The following is a 20,367-nucleotide window of genomic DNA, read 5'->3' as shown; positions in this document are numbered from 1 at the left end:
TCCCGCCCGGCACCCACCGCACCATCCGCACCGAACGAGGAACCCGTATGAAGATCACCGGCGTAGACGTCCACGTCGTGAACCTGCCCCTGGTCAACCCCTTCACCAGCTCCTTCGAGACGAAGACCGGGGAGACCCGCACCGTCGTCCGCATCCGGACCGACACCGGTGTCGAGGGCTGGGGCGAGACCATGTGGGGCCGGCCCGTCGCCGCCATCGTCGAGAACCTCGCCGAGGACCTCATCGGGATGAGCCCCTTCGCCCTGGAGGCCTTCCACCGCAAGCAGCACATGGTCCCCTTCTTCTACGGCTACCTCGGCTACGCCGCCATCGCGGCCCTCGACGTCGCCTGCTGGGACGCCATGGGCAAGGCGACCGGCCAGTCCGTCACCGACCTCCTCGGCGGCCCCGTCCGCGACGAGGTCCCGCTCACCGCCCTCATCACCCGGGCCGACGCCCCCGGCGCCCGGCCCGCGGACCTGCCCGCCGCGCTCGCCGAACACACGCTGAAGGTCGTCACCGAGGGCGGCTTCCAGGCCGTCAAGCTCAAGGGCACCAAGGACGTCCAGGGCGACGTCGCGATCCTGCGCGCGCTGCGCTCCGCCCTGCCCGAGGTCAGCCTGCGCGTCGACCCCAACGCCGCCTGGTCCGTCCCCGACTCCGTCCGGGCCGGAATCGCACTGGAGGAGCTGGACCTCGAATACCTGGAGGACCCCTGCGTCGGCATCGAGGGCATGAGCCAGGTCCGCGCCAAGGTCCGCATCCCGCTCTGCACCAACATGTGCGTCGTACGCTTCGAGGACTTCGCGCCCGCCGTGCGCCTGGGCGCCGTGGACGTCATCCACGGTGACGTCTACAAGTGGGGCGGGATCGCGCCCACCAAGGCCCTCGCCGCGCACTGCGAGACCTTCGGGCTCGGCATGAACCTGCACAGCGGCGGCGAACTCGGCATCGCTACGGCCGCGCACCTCGCGGTCGTGAGCAGCACGCCGGTGCTGTCCCGCGCCATCGACTCCATGTACTACCTGCACGCCGACGACATCATCGAGCCGCTCACCTTCGAGAACGGCAGCCTGCGCGTTCCGACCGGTCCGGGGCTCGGCGTCACCGTCGACGAGGACAAGCTCCGCCACTACGCGGAGGTCAACGCCCGCGAAGGAGACCTCACCCGATGAGCAGCGCAGCCCCCGACGCCCGCCGCGCGGTCCGCACCGACCGTGCACCCGCGCCCGCGGGCGCCTACAGCCAGGGCGTCGCCGCCGGCCCGTACCTCTTCACCGCGGGCTTCGGCCCCCAGGACCCGGCCACCGGCGCGGTCGCGGACACCGTCGGCGAACAGACCACCCAGGTCCTGCGGAACGTCGGCGCCGTGCTGGAGGCCGAAGGCCTCGGCTTCGGTGACGTCGTCAAGGTCACGGCTCATCTCCAGCACCTGCGCCGGGACTTCGCCGCCTACGACGCCGCGTACAGCGCCTTCTTCACGGCGCCGTACCCGGTCCGCACCACCGTCGGGTCCGACCTCATGGACATCCTGGTGGAGATCGACGTGGTCGCCGTACGCCGGGAGGTGCCGGCAGGCGCGTAGTACCACCGGGTGCCCCCGGTCCTCGGGACCGGGGGCACCCGTGCGCAGGGGGAGCGGGCGGATGAGTCGACCGACCGCTGCGAAGCTGTCCGGGTCACGTCACAGCTCCGTCATCACCGGGGCCCGGGCCCCCCGACTGCCGCACCCTGGTCCCACTTGTGTCGTACCAGGGGGGAACCATCATGCGTATCCGCATCATCACGGCGGCCGCCGTCGCCGTAGTCGCCGTCACCGCCGTCGGCTGCAGCAGCGACAAGGACGGGGACGTCACGTCCAAGCCCGCGAAGAGCGCCGCGCCCGAGGCGTCGGCCACCGCGGGCGGTGGTGGCGAGGCCGAGGGCACCGGCATACCGCCCGAGCCCACCGGCGCCGAGCGGGACGCGGTCCTCGCGGCCGTCCACGACGTCAACGGCAAGCTCACCCATGACGAGGAGAAGGCCATCGACGCGGCCCGCAATCAGTGCGCGTCCCTCGACGGCGGCGCGAAGGACCCGGACCACGACGCCGCGCAGCGGTTCTCCTACGACGGTGTCACGCTGACCGACGAGGACGGAGGCCACATCAACTTCGGGCTGCGCAAGACGCTCTGCCCCGAGTCCTGATCCGCCGCGTGCCGCCCCGACGGCGCACTCGTCCAGGACGGTCCGTCAGGTCGCGGCTACACGGCGTGCGATACGAGTAAAGATCATCCCGCCGTGTCGACAATCTTCACCGAAACATTGAACTGGTCACAGGATGGTCACTAAGGTCGAGCTCCGAACCTTCGTGCGGTTGATCGCCCATTCGGGGCGGCGGCGAAGGAACCGCCGAGTCCGTGACGTGCACGGAGCCGGGGATGCGACTCTGTCCCCCACAGCCCGGTAGGCGGCTCGAGGAAGAAGGAGCTCGCCTTCGTGGCGTCCCACCGTCGTCCCAAGCAGCCGAGCCGCACCCGCGTGACCGTGCTCACCGCGACCGCCGCCGCTGCCGTGGCCCTGACCTCCCAGGCCGCACACGCCGACCCGAAGCCGACCAAGAACGAGGTCAAGGCGAAGGTCGACAAGCTCTACCACGAGGCCGAGGAGGCGACGGAGAAGTACAACGGCGCCAAGGAGCAGCAGGACGAGCTCAAGAAGCAGGCCGACGCCCTCCAGGACAAGGTCGCCCGCGGCCAGGAGGAGCTCAACACCCTGCGCGGCGAGCTCGGTTCGCTGGCCGCCGCGCAGTACCGCTCCGGAGGCCTCGACCCGTCGATCCAGCTGCTGCTCTCCTCGGACCCCGACGGCTTCCTCGACAAGGCCTCCGCGCTGGACCAGCTGACGGCCAAGCAGGCCGAGTCGCTGCGGAAGATCCAGGCGAAGCAGCGGACCCTCGCGCAGCAGCGCAAGGAGGCGCAGGGCAAGCTCGCGGATCTGGCGGAGGTCCGTACGACGCTCGGCGAGAACAAGAAGAAGTTCCAGGGCAAGCTGGCGGCGGCCCAGAAGCTGCTCAACACCCTCACCGCCGCCGAGCGGGCCAAGATGGCCGAGGACGAGCAGCGCGCCAGCCGCTCCGCGGGGGACCGGGTCGAGCTCGGCAACGAGGTGCCGGCCTCCGCACTCGGCGCGGCGGCGCTCGCGGCCGCTGACACCCGGGTGGGCAAGCCCTACGTCCGGGCGGCCACGGGCCCCGACTCCTTCGACTGCTCGGGCCTGACCATGTGGGCGTACGCCCAGGCCGGAGCGGACATCACCCGCACCACGTACACCCAGATCAACGAGGGCACCCGCATCGGGCGCAGCCAGCTGAAGCCCGGAGACCTGGTCTTCTTCAGCAACACCTCGCACGTGGGCCTGTACGCCGGCAACAACACCGTGCTGCACGCGCCGTACCCGGGCGCCTACGTCCGCTACGAGTCGATGGACACCGTCGGCAGCTACCAGGCGGCCGTACGCATCTGAGCCTTCCGTCCAGCATCACCGGGACACCCCGGGGCCCGCGGAGGTACGCGGGTCCGCGGGGCCCGGCCGCTCACCGGGGCCGCCCGGGGACGGCCATGGCCTGGTACGCGGGCACCCGGCGGCGGGTCCACCCGCCGCCGGACCGGTCCTGTCGGCCTGCCGCCTCAGCACTCGATGATGTTCACCGCGAGCCCGCCCCGGGCCGTCTCCTTGTACTTCACACTCATGTCCGCGCCGGTGTCCTTCATGGTCTTGATGACCTTGTCCAGGGACACCTTGTGGCTGCCGTCCCCGCGCAGCGCCATCTTCGCCGCCGTGACCGCCTTGACCGCCGCCATGCCGTTGCGCTCGATGCAGGGGATCTGGACGAGCCCGCCGACCGGGTCGCAGGTCAGCCCCAGATTGTGCTCCATGCCGATCTCGGCGGCGTTCTCGACCTGCTCGGGGGAGCCGCCCAGGACCTCGGCGAGGGCGCCCGCGGCCATGGAACAGGCCGAGCCGACCTCGCCCTGGCAGCCGACCTCGGCGCCGGAGATGGAGGCGTTCTCCTTGAAGAGCATGCCGATGGCGCCCGCGGCCAGCAGGAAGCGGACCACGCCGTCCTCCTTCTCCGCCTCGGTGCAGCCGCCGGCGGCGAAGTTCATCCAGTAGTGCAGGACGGCCGGGATGATCCCTGCCGCGCCGTTGGTCGGGGCGGTGACCACGCGGCCCCCGGCGGCGTTCTCCTCGTTGACCGCCATCGCGTAGAGGGTGATCCACTCCATCGCGTGCGTCTGGGGATCTCCCTCGGCGCGCAGCTGGCGGGCCGAGTTCGCGGCGCGGCGGCGGACCTTCAGGCCGCCCGGCAGGATGCCCTCGCGGGACATGCCACGGGCGATGCAGGCCTGCATGACCCGCCAGATCTCCAGCAGCCCGGCCCTGATCTCGTCCTCGCTGCGCCAGGCCCGCTCGTTCTCCAGCATGAGCGAGGAGATGGAGAGGCCGGTCTCCCGGGCGAGACGCAGCAGCTCGTCGCCGGTGCGGAAGGGGTGCTTGAGCACGGTGTCGTCCGGGACGATCGGATTCTCGCCGTCCACGGCGTCCTCGTCGACGACGAATCCGCCGCCCACCGAGTAGTACGTCTTCTCCAGCAGAGGGGCGCCCTCGGCGTCGTACGCGAAGACCGTCATCCCGTTGGCGTGGTACGGGAGGGCCTTGCGCCGGTGCAGGACCAGGTGCTCGTCGGCGTCGAAGGGGATCTCGTGCGTGCCCAGCAGGCTGATCCGGCCCGAGGCGCGGATCTCCTCGACGCGGGTGTCGGCGCCCTCGACGTCGACCGTGCGGGGCGACTCGCCCTCCAGCCCCAGCAGGACCGCCTTCGGGGTGCCGTGACCGTGGCCGGTGGCGCCGAGCGAGCCGTAGAGCTCGGCCCGTATCGACGCGGTGTGGACCAGCAGACCCTCGTTCTTGAGCCGGCGGGCGAACATACGGGCCGCGCGCATCGGGCCGACCGTGTGGGAGCTGGACGGGCCGATACCGACGGAGAAGAGGTCGAAGACCGAGAGGGCCACGGGGAGTACTCCTAAGGCGTTGGTGGACGTCGTTGTCCGCCGGGTGGTGCGGGGGAAGGGCCGGTGGGCCCGGGAGTGCGGGGCAAAGGGGTGGGGGCACCGCGCACGCCGTTCCAGTGTGCGTGGTGCCCCCACCCTGTGTGCAAACCGCGGGCGTCTACTTGACGCCGGGGTACAGCGGGAACTTCTCGGCCAGCGCGACGACGCGGGCCTTGAGGGCGTCGGCGTCGTACGCCGGCTTCAGCGCTGCCGCGATGATCTCGGCGACCTCGGCGAAGTCCGCCGCGCCGAAGCCACGGGTGGCCAGGGCGGGCGTACCGATCCGCAGACCCGAGGTGACCATCGGGGGACGCGGGTCGTTGGGGATGGCGTTGCGGTTGACCGTGATGCCCAGCTCGTGGAGCCGGTCCTCGGCCTGCTGGCCGTCCAGCTCGGAGTTGCGCAGGTCGACCAGGACCAGGTGCACGTCCGTGCCGCCGGAGAGGACGGACACGCCCACCTCGGTGACGTCGGGCTGAACCAGGCGCTCGGCGAGGATGCGGGCGCCTTCCAGGGTGCGCTGCTGGCGCTCCTTGAACTCCTCGGTCGCCGCGACCTTGAAGGAGACGGCCTTGGCCGCGATCACGTGCTCCAGCGGGCCGCCCTGCTGACCGGGGAAGACCGCCGAGTTGATCTTCTTGGCGAGCTCCTGGGTCGACAGGATGACACCACCGCGCGGACCGCCGAGGGTCTTGTGGGTGGTGGTGGTGACGACGTGGGCGTGCGGCACCGGGTTGGGGTGCAGGCCCGCGGCGACCAGACCGGCGAAGTGCGCCATGTCGACCATCAGGTAGGCGCCGACCTCGTCCGCGATCCGGCGGAAGGCGGCGAAGTCCAGCTGGCGCGGGTAGGCGGACCAGCCGGCCACGATGAGCTTCGGCTTCGACTCCTTGGCCAGGCGCTCCACCTCGGCCATGTCCACGACACCGGTGTCGTCGACGTGGTACGGGACCACGTTGTAGAGCTTGCCGGAGAAGTTGATCTTCATGCCGTGGGTCAGGTGACCGCCGTGGGCCAGGTTCAGACCCATGATCGTGTCGCCCGGCTTGAGCAGCGCGAACATCGCGGCGGCGTTGGCCTGCGCACCCGAGTGCGGCTGGACGTTCGCGGCCTCGGCGCCGAAGAGCGCCTTGATGCGGTCGATCGCGATCTGCTCGACCACGTCGACGTGCTCGCACCCGCCGTAGTAGCGGCGGCCGGGGTAGCCCTCGGCGTACTTGTTGGTCAGGACGGAGCCCTGCGCCTCCATGACCGCGACCGGAGCGAAGTTCTCCGAGGCGATCATCTCGAGGGTGGACTGCTGACGGTGGAGCTCGGCGTCGACGGCGGCGGCGACGTCCGGGTCCAGCTCGTGGAGGGAGGAGTTGAGAAGCGACATCAGGGGGTCCCTAGGGTCTCAGTTGCCGGAGAACGCGGTGTACTCGTCGGCGGACAGGAGATCGTCCGGCTCCTGTGCGACGCGCACCTTGAACAGCCAGCCGCCCTCGAAGGGGGCGGAGTTCACCAGCGACGGGTCGTCGACGACGTCCTGGTTCGCCGCGGTCACCTCGCCGGTCACCGGCGAGTACAGGTCGCTGACCGACTTGGTCGACTCCAGCTCACCGCAGGTCTCGCCCGCGGTCACCGTGTCACCGACCTCCGGGAGCTGGGCGTAGACGACGTCACCGAGCGCGTTGGCCGCGAACTCGGTGATGCCGACCGTGGCCACGCCGTCCTCGAGGGCCGACAGCCACTCGTGCTCCTTGCTGTACCGCAGCTGCTGGGGGTTGCTCATGACCTGAATTCTCCTGTACGCGGGGGAGTGCTGATGAACGGTGGTCTTGCGGTGTGAGACACGAATGCGTCACGTGGCCGTGGCCGGCGCGACGCCCGCGGCTCACTTACGGCGCTTGTAGAAAGGCAGTGCCACGACCTCGTACGGCTCGTGCGTGCCCCGGATGTCGACGCCGACACCCTCCGTACCGGGCTCGGCGTGCGCCGCGTCCACGTAGGCCATGGCGATCGGCTTGCCCAGGGTGGGCGACGGGGCTCCGGAGGTGACCTCGCCCACGACCTTCCCGTCCACGACGACGGAGAAGCCGGCACGCGGGACCCGGCGGCCCTCGGCGATCAGGCCGACGAGCTTGCGGGGCGGCGCGCTCTCCGCGCGCTCCGCGGCGGCGGCGAGCGCCTCGCGGCCGACGAAGTCGCCTTCCTTCTCGAACTTCACGACCCTGCCCAGGCCGGCGTCGAAGGGGGTCAGCGCGGTCGTCAGCTCGTGCCCGTACAGCGGCATGCCCGCCTCCAGGCGGAGCGTGTCGCGGCAGGAGAGCCCGCAGGGGATCAGGTCGTACGGGGCCCCGGCCTCGGTCAGCGCCTTCCACAGCTCCTCCGCGTGCTCGGGCGCGACGAAGAGCTCGAACCCGTCCTCGCCCGTGTAGCCCGTACGGGCGATGAGCGCGGGGACGCCGGCGACGGTGCCGGGGAGACCGGCGTAGTACTTCAGTCCGTCCAGGTCGGCGTCGGTGACCGACTTCAGTACGGCGGGCGAGTCCGGGCCCTGGACGGCGAGGAGCGCGTAGGCCTCGCGGTCGTCGCGTACCTCCGCGTCGAAGTCCCCGGCGCGGGCGGTCAGGGTGTCCAGGACGAGCTGGGCGTTGCCCGCGTTGGCGACCACCATGTACTCGGGGGCCCCGGTGTCGTGGAGGCGGTAGACGATCAGGTCGTCCAGGATTCCGCCGTCCTCCGCCACGATCATCGTGTAGCGGGCCCGGCCCACGCCGACGGTGGCGATGTTCCCGACCAGCGCGTAGCTCAGGAAGGCGGCCGCCTGCGGCCCGGTGACGGTGATCTCGCCCATGTGCGACAGGTCGAACAGTCCGGCCCGGGTGCGCACGGCGTTGTGCTCGTCGCGCTCGCTGGCGTACCGCAGCGGCATGTCCCAGCCCGCGAAGTCGGTCATGGTGGCGCCCAGCGACCGGTGCAGGGCGTCGAGGGCGGTGTGACGGGGGGCGCTCGGGGCAGTGCTCATGGACATGGCTCCAGGGCATGACGACAGGGGGCGGTTCCCTCCCCATCTGTCATCGGAACCTGAGAGGTTCGCCGAGAGCCCCTGAACGGGTCCGGACGGGTCACCCCGTCAGGCTCGGCTTGCACCTTGGGTGGGGCCGCAGGGCGGCCCGCTTTTCAGATCTGCCTCATCCACGCGGTACGGGGCCTGAGAGATTCAAGGGAGGAACTTGCTCCTTCGGCGCCCGGCGCACACGGTGACCGGGACTCTCCCGCGCGGATTCAAACGGCCGGTATGCAGTTTGGCGGGGTCATCATCGCACGGCTTGCGGGAGAGTGGGACGGCCAGGTCCGTAGTGGGGTGGGGCGCGACACGTCGGCGAGGGAGCGGTTGTCCCGCATTACCTTTTCTTTACACTTCTTGGGCAGGTCCATGTGCAGGTCGGCGGGTGACTCGGCAGGGGGATGACGATGACATCGCAGCACTACGCGAGCATCGCGGGGGCGGCAAGCGGCGCGATGCCCCGGCAGCCGGGCGCGCCCGAGCGCGAGGCGGGCGGCGGGCGGCCGGAGGTGGTGTGTGACCTCAGGGGCGCCGCCGGCCGGGGGGTCCGCGTCCTGGACTTCGCGGCGGGTGACGTCGTGGTGGTCTCCGGACTGCCCGGCAGCGGCAAGTCGACGCTGATCCGGCGGACCGTCCGGGACCACGCGATCGACTCCCAGGACACCCGGGACCGCTGGGAGGCCGTCCTGCCCGCCTTACTCCCGTACGCCCTCTACCGGCCCCTGGCGCGCGTCGCCCACTACGCAGGGCTCCGGCGAGCCCTGCGCTCCGGCGGGTCGGTCGTCGTGCACGACTGCGGTACGCAGACCTGGGTGCGGCGCTGGCTGGCCCGGGAGGCGCTGCGGCGGGGAGGTGCTCTGCACCTCGTCCTGCTCGACGTCCCTCCGGACGTGGCCCGGCAGGGTCAGCGGGAGCGGGGGAGAGGGGTCTCGGGGTACGCCTTCGCCCGTCACAGGCGGGCGGTCGGGCGACTGCTGCGCGGCATCGAACGCGGCCTGCTGCCGCCGGGGTGCGCCTCGGCGGTCCTGCTCGACCGCGAGACGGCCACGGCGATCGGCCGGATCTCCTTCCCCGCACCACGGCCCGGGGTGGAATGAAGCGGTCCGGGACGGGTGCGCCCGCGGTGTGCCGTGTTCCGGACGGCGGCCCGGACGCGTCACCGTTCGCATACGCACAGTTCGCGGCCCTCGGTCCGGGTGTCCGGATGGTGGATGGCGCGGTGGACGGGGTGGTGCCGTCCGGCAGGCGGCACTGCCCTCCCGGGGTGAGCCGGTCTAAGGTTTCAGCCGCACCGCATGGCGAGAAAGGGACACAGACACCGTGGACATTCCGGCTCAGGCCCAGGGCCCGTTGCATCCGTCGTCCGGATGGCCGGCCAACGAGCTCGAGGAGGTGCTGAGCGCCGCGCTCGGCGTCCCCGAGTCCGGAGGCCGGCTGGTCGAGGTCCTGGGACGCAGCCAGGTCTGGGTGCCGCTGCCCAACGGTGGCGGGCCGGACAGCGCCGACCTCGACCTCCCGACGGTCGACATCGGCGGCGGGGCCTATGTCCCCGTGTTCAGCTCGGAGGCGCAGTTCCTCCAGTGCGTCGGCTCCCACCTCTCCTTCACCGTCGCCCCCGCGCGCGACTTCGCCCGCGGGCTCCCTCCGCAGCTCGGGATAGCGGTCAACCCGGGCGGTGCCGTCGGAGTGCCGCTGCCCCCGGCGGCGGTCGCGGAGCTCTGCAGGTCCGGGCGCACACCGCTGGACGGCCCCGCGAGCGGCGGCCGGGTCAGGCTCTACGAGCCCGACTGGAAGGAGGACCCCGTCGACTTCCTCGCCGAGGTGTCCGCCGAGTTCCGGGCGACCGGTGTGACAGGCACCGCGCGCAGGGCCCTCGCCAGCATCGAGGGCGACAGCCCCGTCCTCTTCGTCGCGGTCGAGGGCCTCGCCCCGAACGCCGTCGCGCAGAGCGTTCCGCTGGACGCCCTGGGGCGCGCGCTCGGCCGGGTGCAGGCGCCCTGGCCGGTCAGTCTCCTCATGCTCGACGTGACCCAGGACCCGGTCGGCGACTGGATGCGGGACAAGGTGCGCCCGTTCTACCGGTACGACGGCCACTGAGTCCGTATGTGCGTACGACCACGTGGCGTCAAGACGGTGTCAGGGGCGGCGCATAAGCTGGTTGGATGAGAGCGGCCGCCCCGTGTGCCCGGGAGCGGCGCACGGCGCCGAGAAGCGTGCGGGAACAGCGGATCTACGAGGGGTGGGACCCAGGGTGAGTGCGTCTGGCGCGGGGGCGGCCGGTGGGGTCTTTCCCGCTCGGGCGGAGCCGGGAGCTCGGGGAGATGTCGAGCGCATGCTGCGCCAGGTGGCCCCCGGGCGCCTCGACACGTACGAGGAACTGCTGCGCTCCCTGGCGGACGGCCAGGTGTGGATGCTCCTGTGGCACGGAACGGCCGGTTCCCCGGACGCCCAGTACGGCAACATGGAGGTCGACGGCCTGGGTTACGCCCCGTGCGTGACCTCCGCCCAGGAGCTCTCGGCGAGCGGCTGGACCAGGGCCCACGAGGTCACCACCGGCCGTGACATCGCCCGTTCCCTCTTCCCCGACCGCTGGGGCATCTGGCTCAACCCGCACGCCCCGGGCGGCGGGGTGGGCATCCCCTGGCTCGACCTCCGGCGCATCGCCACCGGTCTTGACCGGATGCCCGCCGGGCCGCTGCGGCTGACCGAACCGGCCGTCGAGATCCCGCAGTTCTACGCCCTGCTGTCGCAGAACGCCCACCGCACCCCCGCCGTCCGCGCGTTGCGACGCGCCTGGGTGCAGCCGGCCCTCGGTGTCCCGTACCTCGCGATCGGCCTCGACCTCTACGACACCGGCCGCCCCTCCGTGGACTCCGTGCGCGAGATGATGCGGCAGTCGATCGGCGTGGTCCCCGAGGGGCTTCCGGTCTCCACGGTCTCGCTGTCCGACGAGTACGACCCGGTCGCGATGTGGCTGAACGCCAACGCCCGGCCGTTCTACGACCGCGAGGCGCACGCTCCGGCCACCGGCGCTCCGGGCTACGGCTACCCTCCGGCCACCGGGCATTCGCCGCGCCCCTACTGATCCGGCGTCAGTCCCCGCGCGTCGGCGGTGGAGTGGTTGGTCACCTGTTCAATGCTGTTGCGGCCTCTGTCCGTTATGGCGGATTAGCGACCGAGAGGTCCGCTCAGCAAGCACGGTTGTCCGGATAACGGAAGCCCTCTGTGCTCATCACGTTTGAGCAAACATTCCCCGTCAGGTCTGGCGGGTGATCGCAAAGTGGTTGAAGACTCCCATCAGCAGTGCTCCATGCCCGGCGGACCTCCATTCGAAACAGGGTCCGCCCAGCCGTGCGCCGCCACTTGAAAAACGTTTGATACGAGCCGCTACAGCGGCGGTCACAGGCCGGCCACCGTCGGCCGAGAGGGGTCCCCAGCGCCATGACGGCACCGATCGAGACCACCCGGGCGGACGCGCGGCCCGAGACGGTGCTGGAAGGCGCCGGGCGCAAGGAGATCGAGGGCCGTTCGCTCGGCCGCATCGCCTGGACGCGCTTCAAGCGGGACAAGGCCGCGGTCGCCGGTGGCGTCGTCGTCATCCTGCTGGTGCTGACCGCTCTGCTGTCGAAGCCGCTCCAGTCGCTCCTCGGGCTCGACCCCAACGCCTTCAACCAGAGCCTGGTCGACCCCGTACTGCTGGCGCCGAAGGGCGACTTCGGTGGTATCAGCTGGGACCATCCGCTCGGTGTGGAACCGCAGACCGGGCGCGACATCCTGGCGCGCATCCTCGAAGGCTCCTGGGTCTCCCTCGTGGTGGCCGTCGGCTCCACGATCCTGTCCGTCGTCATCGGCGTCGTCATGGGTGTCGTGGCCGGCTTCTACGGCGGCTGGGTGGACAGCTTCATCAGCCGCCTGATGGACACCTTCCTCGCCTTCCCGCTGCTGCTCTTCGCGATCTCCATCTCCGCCTCCCTCCAGGGCGAAGCGTTCGGGATGGAAGGACTCACCCTGCGGATCGCGGTCCTGATCTTCGTGATCGGGTTCTTCAGCTGGCCCTACATCGGCCGTATCGTCCGCGCGCAGACCCTGTCGCTGCGCGAGCGCGAGTTCGTCGAGGCCGCCAAGTCCCTCGGCGCCCGGGGCCCGTTCATCCTCTTCCGGGAACTGCTGCCGAACCTGATCGCGCCGATCCTGGTCTACGCGACGCTGCTGATCCCCACGAACATCCTCTTCGAGGCCTCCCTGTCGTTCCTCGGCGTCGGTATCGCTCCGCCGCAGGCGTCCTGGGGCGGCATGCTCACGCAGGCGGTCGACCTCTACGAGGTGGACCCGATGTTCATGGTCATCCCCGGCATGGCGATCTTCCTCACCGTGCTGGCCTTCAATCTGCTGGGGGACGGGCTGCGTGACGCACTCGACCCTCGTGGCAAGTAATAACGCGGCAGTGCCGCACCGGACTAGCGAGGGGGCTTTCCTCAGCATGCGAAACAGAAAGACAGCTTCGGCGATAGCCGTCGCCGTGGCGGTGGCGCTCGGCGCTTCCGCCTGCAGCGGCAGCGACTCGGACAGCGACGGCGCGGGCGGGGGCAGCGGCGCCAAGACCGACGCCGCTCTGTCGACGATCGTCAACAAGACCGACAAGAAGGGGGGGACGGTCACGTACGAGCACTCCAGTGGCCCCGACTCCCTCGACCCGGGCAACACCTACTACGGCTGGGTGCAGAACTTCTCCCGCCTGTACGCCCGTTCCCTGGTCACCTTCAAGCCGGCCGCCGGCAAGGAGAGCCTGAAGATCGTCCCCGACCTGGCCACCAGCCTCGGCAAGGCCAGCGCGGACGCCAAGACCTGGACCTACACGCTCCGCAAGGGCGTGAAGTTCGAGGACGGCACCGAGATCACCTCGAAGGACGTCAAGTACGCCGTCGAGCGCTCCAACTTCGCGCCGGAGGCACTCTCCAACGGCCCGACGTACTTCAAGGCCTACCTCGACGGCGGCGACAAGTACAAGGGCCCGTACAAGGACAAGTCGGCCGAGGGCCTCAAGTCCATCGAGACCCCGGACGACTACACGATCGTCTTCAAGCTGAACAAGCCCTTCGCGGACATGGACTACCTGGCCGCCTTCTCGCAGACCGCCCCGGTCCCGCAGAAGGCCGACAAGGGTGCCTCCTACGTCCAGAAGATGGTCTCGTCCGGCCCGTACAAGTTCGAGTCGTACGACGAGAGCAAGGGCGCGACCCTCGTCCGCAACCCGGAGTGGGACCCGAAGACGGACCCGATCCGCAAGGCCCTGCCGGACAAGATCGACCTCAAGTTCAACGTCAACCCCACCACGGTCGACGAGCACCTCCTCGACGACGTGAGCACCGCCGACATCGCCGGCACGGGTCTGCAGTCCAAGACGCAGCCCAAGGTCCTGGTGAAGGCCGCGGAGAAGGCGAAGACGGACAACCCGTACGCCGGTGTGCTGCAGTACATGGCGCTCAACGTCAACGTGAAGCCGTTCGACAACGCCGAGTGCCGCAAGGCCGTCCAGTACGCGGTCGACAAGAAGAGCCTGATCGACTCCATCGGCGGCTCCGTCAAGGGTGACCCGGCCACCACGGTCATCCCGCCGACCGTCGCCGGGTACAAGAAGTTCGACCTGTACCCGACCGAGGGCAGCAAGGGCGACGTCGCCAAGGCCAAGGAGCACCTGGCCAAGTGCGGGCAGCCGAACGGCTTCAAGACCACGCTGACCGCGCGTTCGGACCGTCCTGACGAGATCACCGCGGCCACGCAGATCCAGGGCAGCCTGAAGGCGATCGGGATCACCGCAGACATCAAGCAGTTCCCGTCGGACAAGTACTTCACCGACTTCGCGGGTGTTCCGGCCTGGGTCCACAAGAACAACGCGGGCATGATGATGATGCAGTGGGGCGCCGACTGGCCGACCGGCTTCGGATTCCTGGACCAGATCGTGAACGGCACGGCGATCAAGCCGTCCGGCGGCACGAACCTGATGGAGCTCGACGACAAGGGCGTCAACGAGGCCCTGGTCAAGGGCATCGGCACCGTCGACACCACCGAGCGCAACGCCGCCTGGGGCGAGGTCGACCAGAAGGTCATGGAGACCGCCGCGGTCGTTCCGCTGATCTACCGCAAGAACTTGCTCTACCGCCCGGACTCCGCGGCGAACGTCACGGTCACCGACGCGTACCTCGGCATGTACGACTACGTGCTGATGACCTCGACCAAGTAACACCTGTTCATCAACAGCATCCCCTGAAAGGCAGGTGAAGGCGCCGGGCCGGCGGGCGTACCCCGTCCGCCCGCCCGGCGCCGCACGGCTGTGGCTGCGTACATCATCCGACGCGTGTTCGCCGCGGTGCTGCTGCTGCTGGTGGTCAGCGCAGTCACGTTCGCGATCTTCTTCCTCGTCCCCCGCCTCGGCGGGCAGACCCTCGACTCGATGGCGGCCCAGTACGTCGGGAAGAGCCCCGACCCCGACGTCATCGCCGCGGTCAAGAAGAACCTGGGGCTCGACCAGCCCCTCTACCTCCAGTACTGGCACTTCATCAAGGGCATCGTCGTCGGCGCCGAGTACCAGTTCGGCCCTGACCCCGTCACCTGCCATGCCCCGTGCTTCGGCTACTCCTTCAAGACCCACACCGAGATCTGGCCGCAGATCACCGACCGCATCCCGGTCACGCTCTCGCTGGCCGTCGGTGCCGCCGTCATCTGGGTGGTCTCCGGTGTGGCCATCGGTGTCCTCTCCGCACTGCGGCGGGGCTCCTTCTTCGACCGTCTCTCCATGGGTGTCGCCCTCGCCGGTGTCTCCCTGCCGATGTTCTTCACCGGCCTCGTGGTGCTGGCGATCTTCGGCAACGGCGAGTACGTGCCGTTCACCCAGAACCCCGTGGAATGGGCCTCCGCCCTGGTGCTGCCCTGGTGCACCCTCGCCCTGCTGTACTCCGCGCTCTACGCCCGGCTCACCCGGGCCGGAATGCTGGAGACGATGGGCGAGGACTACATCAGAACCGCCCGGGCCAAGGGCCTCAGGGAGCGCAAGGTGGTGGTCAGGCACGGCCTGCGTGCCGCCCTCACCCCCCTCATCACCATTTTCGGCATGGACTTCGCGCTGCTGCTCGGCGGCGCGGTCATCACCGAACGGGTCTTCTCCTTCCAGGGCATGGGAGCGATGGCCATCGAAGGTGTGACCAAGGCCGACCTGCCCAAGGTGATGGGCGTGACCCTGGTCGCCGCCTTCTTCATCGTCATCTGCAACCTGCTGGTGGACCTCGTGTACGCCGCGATCGACCCCCGGGTGAGGCTCTCATGAGCGACGCAATCAAGAAGGACTCCCCGGCGGCGGACACCGTCCCGGCGCCCCGGTCCGGCGACGGCAAGGAATTCCTCTCCGTACGCAACCTCAGCGTCCACTTCGACACCGACGACGGCCTGGTCAAGTCCGTCGACGGCGTCAGCTTCGACCTGAAGGCCGGTCAGACCCTCGGCATCGTCGGTGAGTCCGGCTCGGGCAAGTCCGTGACCTCCCTGGGGATCATGGGCCTGCACACCTCGGAGCGCGCCCGCATCGGCGGCGAGATCTGGCTGGACGGCGAGGAGCTCATCGGCGCCGGACCCGAGCGCGTACGGAAGCTGCGCGGCCAGAAGATGGCCATGATCTTCCAGGACCCGCTGTCGGCCCTGCACCCGTACTACAGCGTCGGCGCGCAGATCGTCGAGGCGCACCGGGTCCACAACAAGGTGGACAAGAAGGCCGCCAAGAAGCGCGCGATCGAGATGCTCGACCGGGTCGGGATCCCCGAGCCGCACCGCCGTTACGACGACTACCCGCACCAGTTCTCCGGCGGCATGCGCCAGCGCGCGATGATCGCGATGGCCCTGGTCAACAACCCGCAGCTGCTCATCGCCGACGAGCCGACGACCGCCCTCGACGTCACCGTCCAGGCGCAGATCCTCGACCTCATCCGCGACCTGCAGAAGGAGTTCGGCTCCGCGGTCGTCATGATCACCCACGACCTCGGTGTCGTCGCCGAGATCGCGGACAACCTGCTCGTGATGTACGCGGGACGCTGCATCGAGCGCGGCAGCGCCGAGAAGGTCTTCTACGAACCGCAGCACCCCTACACCTGGGGCCTGCTCGGCTCGATGCCCCGCATCGACCGTGAGCAGACCGAGCGGCTGATCCCGGTCAAGGGCTCCCCGCCCAGCCTCATCAACGTCCCGTCCGGCTGCGCCTTCCACCCGCGGTGCCCGTACGCCGACGTCCCGAAGGACAACATCACCCGCACCGAGCGTCCGGAGCTGCAGCTGGTCAGCGACGGGCACTACTCCGCGTGCCACATGTCGCGCGAGCAGCGCGACCGGATCTGGACCGAAGAGATTGCGCCGAAGCTGTGACTGATCTGAACGAGAAGACTGCCGCGAGCGCCGCGGCCGGGTCGGACGGGTCCGGGTCCGAGCCGCTCCTCAAGGTCGAGGGGCTGGTCAAGCACTTCCCGATCACCAAGGGCGTGCTCAAGCGCAAGGTCGGCGCGGTCCAGGCCGTGGACGGACTCACCTTCGACGTGCGCCCCGGGGAGACCCTGGGCGTCGTCGGCGAGTCCGGCTGCGGGAAGTCGACCATGGGACGGCTGGTGACGCGTCTGCTGGAGCCGACCGGCGGCAAGGTCGAGTTCCAGGGGCGCGACATCACGCACCTGTCCACGGGGAAGATGCGGCCGATGCGCCGTGACATCCAGATGATCTTCCAGGACCCGTACGGTTCGCTGAACCCGAGGCACACGGTCGGGGGGATCATCGGCACGCCCTTCCGGCTCCAGGGCGTCACCCCCGAGGGCGGTGTGAAGGCGGAGGTCCAGCGGCTGCTGGAGCTGGTGGGTCTCAACCCCGAGCACTACAACCGGTATCCGCACGAGTTCTCCGGCGGTCAGCGCCAGCGCATCGGCATCGCCCGCGCCCTCGCGCTGAAGCCGAAGCTGGTCGTCGCCGACGAGCCGGTCTCGGCGCTCGACGTGTCGATCCAGGCCCAGGTCGTGAACCTGCTCGACGACCTCCAGGACGAGCTCGGCCTCACGTACATGATCATCGCGCACGACCTGTCGGTCATCCGTCACGTCTCGGACCGGATCGCGGTGATGTACCTGGGCAAGATCGTCGAGCTCGCGGACCGCTCCTCGCTGTACGAGGCGCCCATGCACCCGTACACCAAGGCGCTCATGTCCGCGGTGCCGGTGCCGGACCCGCGCCGGCGGGGTGCCAAGAGCGAGCGCATCCTGCTCAAGGGTGACGTGCCGTCGCCGATCTCGCCGCCGAGCGGCTGCCGCTTCCACACCCGGTGCTGGAAGGCCACGCAGGTCTGCGCGACGACCGAGCCGCCGCTGCTCCAGCTGAAGACCGGCCACCAGGTGGCGTGCCACCACCCGGAGAACGGCGAGGACCAGGCGCCGGGCGACGCCCCGCTCGTGGCGGACGTCATCACGGTGAAGAGCACCCCCGCCGCGGAGCCGGCCGCCGCCGAGGCCGCCGAGTCACCGGAGGAGGCGGTCACGGGGACCGGGGCCGCGCCCGGAGGGGCAGCCGTCGAGCCCTCCGCCGCGGATCCGGAACCGGTCGCCGCGAAGACGCCGGAAGAGCCCGCCGCAACCTCCTCCGCCCAGGAGGACGAGGCGCCCGCCGCACCGGCCGCGGACGCGGAGGACGGGCCGAAGGGGTAGTACCGGCACAATTGCCGGGTGCTCAACGAACTCTTCACCCCCTCCGTCCAGCACGCGCTCGACATCGCGGGGATCTTCGTCTTCGCGATCTCGGGCGCGCTGCTCGCCGTACGCAAGAACTTCGATGTCTTCGGCATCGCGGTCCTGGCCGAGGTGACCGCGCTGGGCGGGGGGATCTTCCGTGACGTGATGATCGGTGCGATCCCGCCCGCGGCCTTCACCGATCTCGGGTACTTCCTGCCCCCGCTGCTCGCCGCGGTCGTCGTCTTCTTCCTCCATCCCCATGTCGAACGCATCCAGGTCGGCGTCAACGTGTTCGACGCGGCCGGGCTGGGGCTGTTCTGCGTGACCGGCACCGTCAAGGCGTACGAGTACGGACTCGGCCTCACGTCGTCGGCCGCGCTCGGACTGGCCACGGCGGTCGGCGGCGGTGTGCTGCGCGACGTCCTGGCCAACGAGGTCCCCTCGCTGCTCCGCTGGGACCGCGACCTGTACGCCGTACCCGCGATCGTGGGCGCGACCATGGTGGTCATCTGCATCCGCTTCGACGTTCTCAACGGCTACACCAGCGGCGCGGCCGTGATCACCGCCTTCGTCCTGCGCCTGCTGGCCATGCGCTTCCACTGGAGGGCGCCGCGCGCCTACAACAGGCGCTCGGCGACCGCGGAGGAGACCCCGGCCGTGATCTGACTCCGGCCGTCATCCGACCGAAACAGAAAGCTACCGCTCAGTAATACAATCGGTGTACCGTGCATGCCATGGCACAGGCAGCAGCTCAGGAGTCGCCCCTCAGGCGGGCGACCATCGGTGACAGCGAGTTCGACCGCGACACGGCGGTCGCGCTCCGGGAGGAAGGCGTCTACGACGCCGAGCTCTCCGCGGGCTGGACGATCATCCACGCGGTCAACGGCGGCTATCTGCTCGCCATGCTGGGCCGCGCGCTCGGCGAGGCGCTGCCGCACTCCGACCCCTTCTCCGTCTCGGCCCACTACCTCACGGCGTCGGTCCCCGGCCCCGCCGTGATCCGCACCCAGGTCGTTCGGACCGGCCGTACGCTCTCCACCGGTCAGGCCTCGCTCTTCCAGTACGCGGAGGACGGCAGCGAGGTCGAGCGCATCCGTGTGCTCGCGACCTACGGCGACCTGGACGGCCTGACGGACGAGGTCCGTACGGCCGCCGTGCCGCCGGCCATGCCGCCCCTGGAGGGGTGCCTCGGGACGAGCGACGGCACGGCCGCGATCCCCGGGAGCTCGGCCATCACCGAGCGGCTCGACATCAAGCTCGACCCGGCGACGGTCGGATGGGCGATCGGAGCGCCCTCGGGCAAGGGTGAGATGCGGGGCTGGTTCGGGCTCGCGGACGGCCGCGACCCGGACCCGCTCTCCCTGCTGCTCACCGTCGACGCGCTGCCGCCCACCTCCTTCGAGCTCGGGCTCAAGGGCTGGACCCCCACCATCGAGCTGACCGCACACATCCGGTGCCGACCGGCCCCCGGGCCGCTGCGCGTCTCCATCACCACCCGCAACCTCGCCGGGGGCTTCCTGGAGGAGGACGCGGACGTCTGGGACAGCGCCGACCGTCTCGTCGCCCAGTCCCGTCAGCTCGCCCGAGCCCCCAGGGGCTGACCCCCTCGCACGACGAGGCCCGCCGTCCGGCGGGCCTCATCCCCTGCGCAGGAAGCGGGTGAGCGCCGCGGTGAGCTCGGCCGGCGCGTCCTCCTGCACAAGATGGCCGGCGCCCTCGATCAGCCGCAGTTCGGCCCCCGGGATCATCCCGGCCAGCTCGTGGCCCCGGGTGACCGGGATCCAGGTGTCCTCCGTGCCCCAGCAGACCAGGACGGGGAGGTCCAACTCGCCGTAGCGGTGCTGGATCTCGTCGGTGAACCGCTGGTCGTTCTGGGCGATCTGGCGGTAGAAGGCGGGCTGCCCGGTACCCGTGCACCAGGGGGCGACGAGCCTGTCCAGCACCGCCGGGTGCAGCCCCCGATGGCTCGCCGAGCCGACGTACTCCCTCACCAGGGCCTGGTGCAGCTCGGGCGGGAGCTCGCCGAACGTCTCGGCCTGGCCGCCGAGCAGCCGGTAGGCGGGTGAACCCCACGGAGCCAGGGCCACGGGGTCGACCAGGGCGAGGCGGCGGTAGCGGGCGCCGTGGAGGAGATGGGCGCGCAGTGCGACGCACCCTCCGAAGTCATGGGCGGCCACGGTCGGTTCCACCAGCCCCCAGTGGTCGAGGAGCTCGCGCAGCACCCCGGCCTGGGCGCCCAGTGACACGTCCTGTCCGGCGTACTGCGCCGAGGCGCCGTAGCCCGGCAGGTCCCACACGTACACCCGGTGGTCCTGCGCCAGCCCCCGGGCGATACCGCGCCAGACGTACGAGGAGAAGGGTGTCCCGTGCACGAGGACCACGGGCGGCGCCTCCTCGGGGCCGAGGGAGGCCCAGCGGACCTCTCCCGAGGAAGTGGTGAAGGCCCGGTCCAGAGTCCAGTCGTTCATGAGGCCGA

Annotated in this window: 19 protein-coding genes and 1 riboswitch; of the genes, 14 read left to right on the top strand and 5 right to left on the bottom strand. The window is 70.2% G+C overall.

Annotated elements, in window-relative coordinates:
- Positions 1 to 47 precede the first annotated feature (47 nt).
- The 4 genes from ACGFNN_RS09730 to ACGFNN_RS09715 all read left to right on the top strand — a co-directional run bounded on the left by ACGFNN_RS09730 (position 48) and on the right by ACGFNN_RS09715 (position 3,504).
- Entirely contained in the window at positions 48 to 1,175 is a 1,128-nt protein-coding gene (locus ACGFNN_RS09730) for an enolase C-terminal domain-like protein (protein WP_365523657.1), read from the top strand.
- Entirely contained in the window at positions 1,172 to 1,585 is a 414-nt protein-coding gene (locus tag ACGFNN_RS09725; RefSeq protein WP_393554404.1) for a RidA family protein, read from the top strand. Before ACGFNN_RS09730 ends, ACGFNN_RS09725 begins: the two co-directional genes overlap by 4 nt.
- 182 nt (positions 1,586 to 1,767) lie before the next feature.
- Positions 1,768 to 2,187, top strand: coding sequence for a hypothetical protein (locus ACGFNN_RS09720; RefSeq protein WP_393554402.1), 420 nt, complete (start codon positions 1,768 to 1,770; stop codon positions 2,185 to 2,187).
- Between the two features lie 291 nt (positions 2,188 to 2,478).
- Positions 2,479 to 3,504: an NlpC/P60 family protein gene (locus tag ACGFNN_RS09715; RefSeq protein ID WP_393554400.1), complete on the top strand. Its 1,026-nt coding sequence runs from the start codon at positions 2,479 to 2,481 to the stop codon at positions 3,502 to 3,504.
- Positions 3,505 to 3,668: 164 nt separating this feature from the next.
- Here ACGFNN_RS09715 and ACGFNN_RS09710 read toward each other — a convergent pair whose 3' ends face one another.
- The 4 genes from ACGFNN_RS09710 to gcvT all read right to left on the bottom strand — a co-directional run bounded on the left by ACGFNN_RS09710 (position 3,669) and on the right by gcvT (position 8,103).
- Entirely contained in the window at positions 3,669 to 5,054 is a 1,386-nt protein-coding gene (locus ACGFNN_RS09710) for an L-serine ammonia-lyase (RefSeq protein WP_393554399.1), read from the bottom strand.
- A 157-nt stretch (positions 5,055 to 5,211) separates the two neighbouring features.
- Positions 5,212 to 6,471, bottom strand: coding sequence for a serine hydroxymethyltransferase (gene glyA / locus ACGFNN_RS09705; RefSeq protein ID WP_393554397.1), 1,260 nt, complete (start codon positions 6,469 to 6,471; stop codon positions 5,212 to 5,214).
- Between the two features lie 18 nt (positions 6,472 to 6,489).
- Entirely contained in the window at positions 6,490 to 6,867 is a 378-nt protein-coding gene (gcvH, locus tag ACGFNN_RS09700) for a glycine cleavage system protein GcvH (RefSeq protein WP_362541992.1), read from the bottom strand.
- A 102-nt stretch (positions 6,868 to 6,969) separates the two neighbouring features.
- The gene (gene gcvT, locus ACGFNN_RS09695) at positions 6,970 to 8,103 is read right to left on the bottom strand and encodes a glycine cleavage system aminomethyltransferase GcvT (protein WP_393554395.1); all 1,134 of its coding nucleotides are present in this window, start codon (positions 8,101 to 8,103) and stop codon (positions 6,970 to 6,972) included.
- Between the two features lie 165 nt (positions 8,104 to 8,268).
- A riboswitch (glycine riboswitch) is annotated at positions 8,269 to 8,366 on the bottom strand.
- A 186-nt stretch (positions 8,367 to 8,552) separates the two neighbouring features.
- On the opposite strand from gcvT, the gene ACGFNN_RS09690 reads away from it, so the two are divergent.
- The 10 genes from ACGFNN_RS09690 (at position 8,553) to ACGFNN_RS09645 (ending at position 19,492) form a co-directional block, all read left to right on the top strand.
- Positions 8,553 to 9,242 carry an AAA family ATPase gene (locus ACGFNN_RS09690; RefSeq protein WP_393554393.1) on the top strand — a complete coding sequence of 230 codons (690 nt, stop codon included), beginning with the start codon at positions 8,553 to 8,555 and terminating at the stop codon, positions 9,240 to 9,242.
- Between the two features lie 223 nt (positions 9,243 to 9,465).
- The gene (locus tag ACGFNN_RS09685) at positions 9,466 to 10,242 is read left to right on the top strand and encodes an enhanced serine sensitivity protein SseB (protein WP_393554391.1); all 777 of its coding nucleotides are present in this window, start codon (positions 9,466 to 9,468) and stop codon (positions 10,240 to 10,242) included.
- Between the two features lie 235 nt (positions 10,243 to 10,477).
- The gene (locus ACGFNN_RS09680; protein WP_393554389.1) at positions 10,478 to 11,230 is read left to right on the top strand and encodes an enhanced serine sensitivity protein SseB C-terminal domain-containing protein; all 753 of its coding nucleotides are present in this window, start codon (positions 10,478 to 10,480) and stop codon (positions 11,228 to 11,230) included.
- A gap of 356 nt (positions 11,231 to 11,586) precedes the next feature.
- A complete protein-coding gene (locus ACGFNN_RS09675) occupies positions 11,587 to 12,579 on the top strand; it encodes an ABC transporter permease (protein WP_362541977.1) in 993 nt (330 codons plus the stop codon).
- A 46-nt stretch (positions 12,580 to 12,625) separates the two neighbouring features.
- Positions 12,626 to 14,386 (top strand): ABC transporter substrate-binding protein, encoded by a 1,761-nt coding sequence (locus ACGFNN_RS09670; RefSeq protein WP_393554387.1) that lies wholly within the window; start codon positions 12,626 to 12,628, stop codon positions 14,384 to 14,386.
- Positions 14,387 to 14,476: 90 nt separating this feature from the next.
- Entirely contained in the window at positions 14,477 to 15,466 is a 990-nt protein-coding gene (locus tag ACGFNN_RS09665) for an ABC transporter permease (protein WP_362663728.1), read from the top strand.
- On the top strand, positions 15,463 to 16,551 hold the full coding sequence (locus ACGFNN_RS09660) for an ABC transporter ATP-binding protein (RefSeq protein ID WP_365523632.1): 1,089 nt from the start codon (positions 15,463 to 15,465) through the stop codon (positions 16,549 to 16,551). The genes ACGFNN_RS09665 and ACGFNN_RS09660 overlap by 4 nt, the downstream gene beginning before the upstream one ends.
- Entirely contained in the window at positions 16,548 to 17,867 is a 1,320-nt protein-coding gene (locus ACGFNN_RS09655) for an ABC transporter ATP-binding protein (protein ID WP_393554384.1), read from the top strand. Before ACGFNN_RS09660 ends, ACGFNN_RS09655 begins: the two co-directional genes overlap by 4 nt.
- 18 nt (positions 17,868 to 17,885) lie before the next feature.
- Positions 17,886 to 18,557: a trimeric intracellular cation channel family protein gene (locus ACGFNN_RS09650; RefSeq protein WP_393554382.1), complete on the top strand. Its 672-nt coding sequence runs from the start codon at positions 17,886 to 17,888 to the stop codon at positions 18,555 to 18,557.
- A 68-nt stretch (positions 18,558 to 18,625) separates the two neighbouring features.
- Entirely contained in the window at positions 18,626 to 19,492 is an 867-nt protein-coding gene (locus ACGFNN_RS09645; protein WP_393554380.1) for a thioesterase family protein, read from the top strand.
- Between the two features lie 36 nt (positions 19,493 to 19,528).
- Here the strand turns inward: ACGFNN_RS09645 and ACGFNN_RS09640 are convergent, their stop codons facing one another.
- The gene (locus ACGFNN_RS09640) at positions 19,529 to 20,359 is read right to left on the bottom strand and encodes an alpha/beta fold hydrolase (RefSeq protein ID WP_393554378.1); all 831 of its coding nucleotides are present in this window, start codon (positions 20,357 to 20,359) and stop codon (positions 19,529 to 19,531) included.
- Positions 20,360 to 20,367: the final 8 nt, after the last annotated feature.

The sequence above is a fragment of the Streptomyces sp. NPDC048590 genome, assembly GCF_043199535.1.
Lineage (GTDB): Bacteria > Actinomycetota > Actinomycetes > Streptomycetales > Streptomycetaceae > Streptomyces.
The sequence above is the reverse complement of the archived record's forward strand: the minus strand, read 5'-3'. Positions and strand labels throughout refer to the sequence as shown.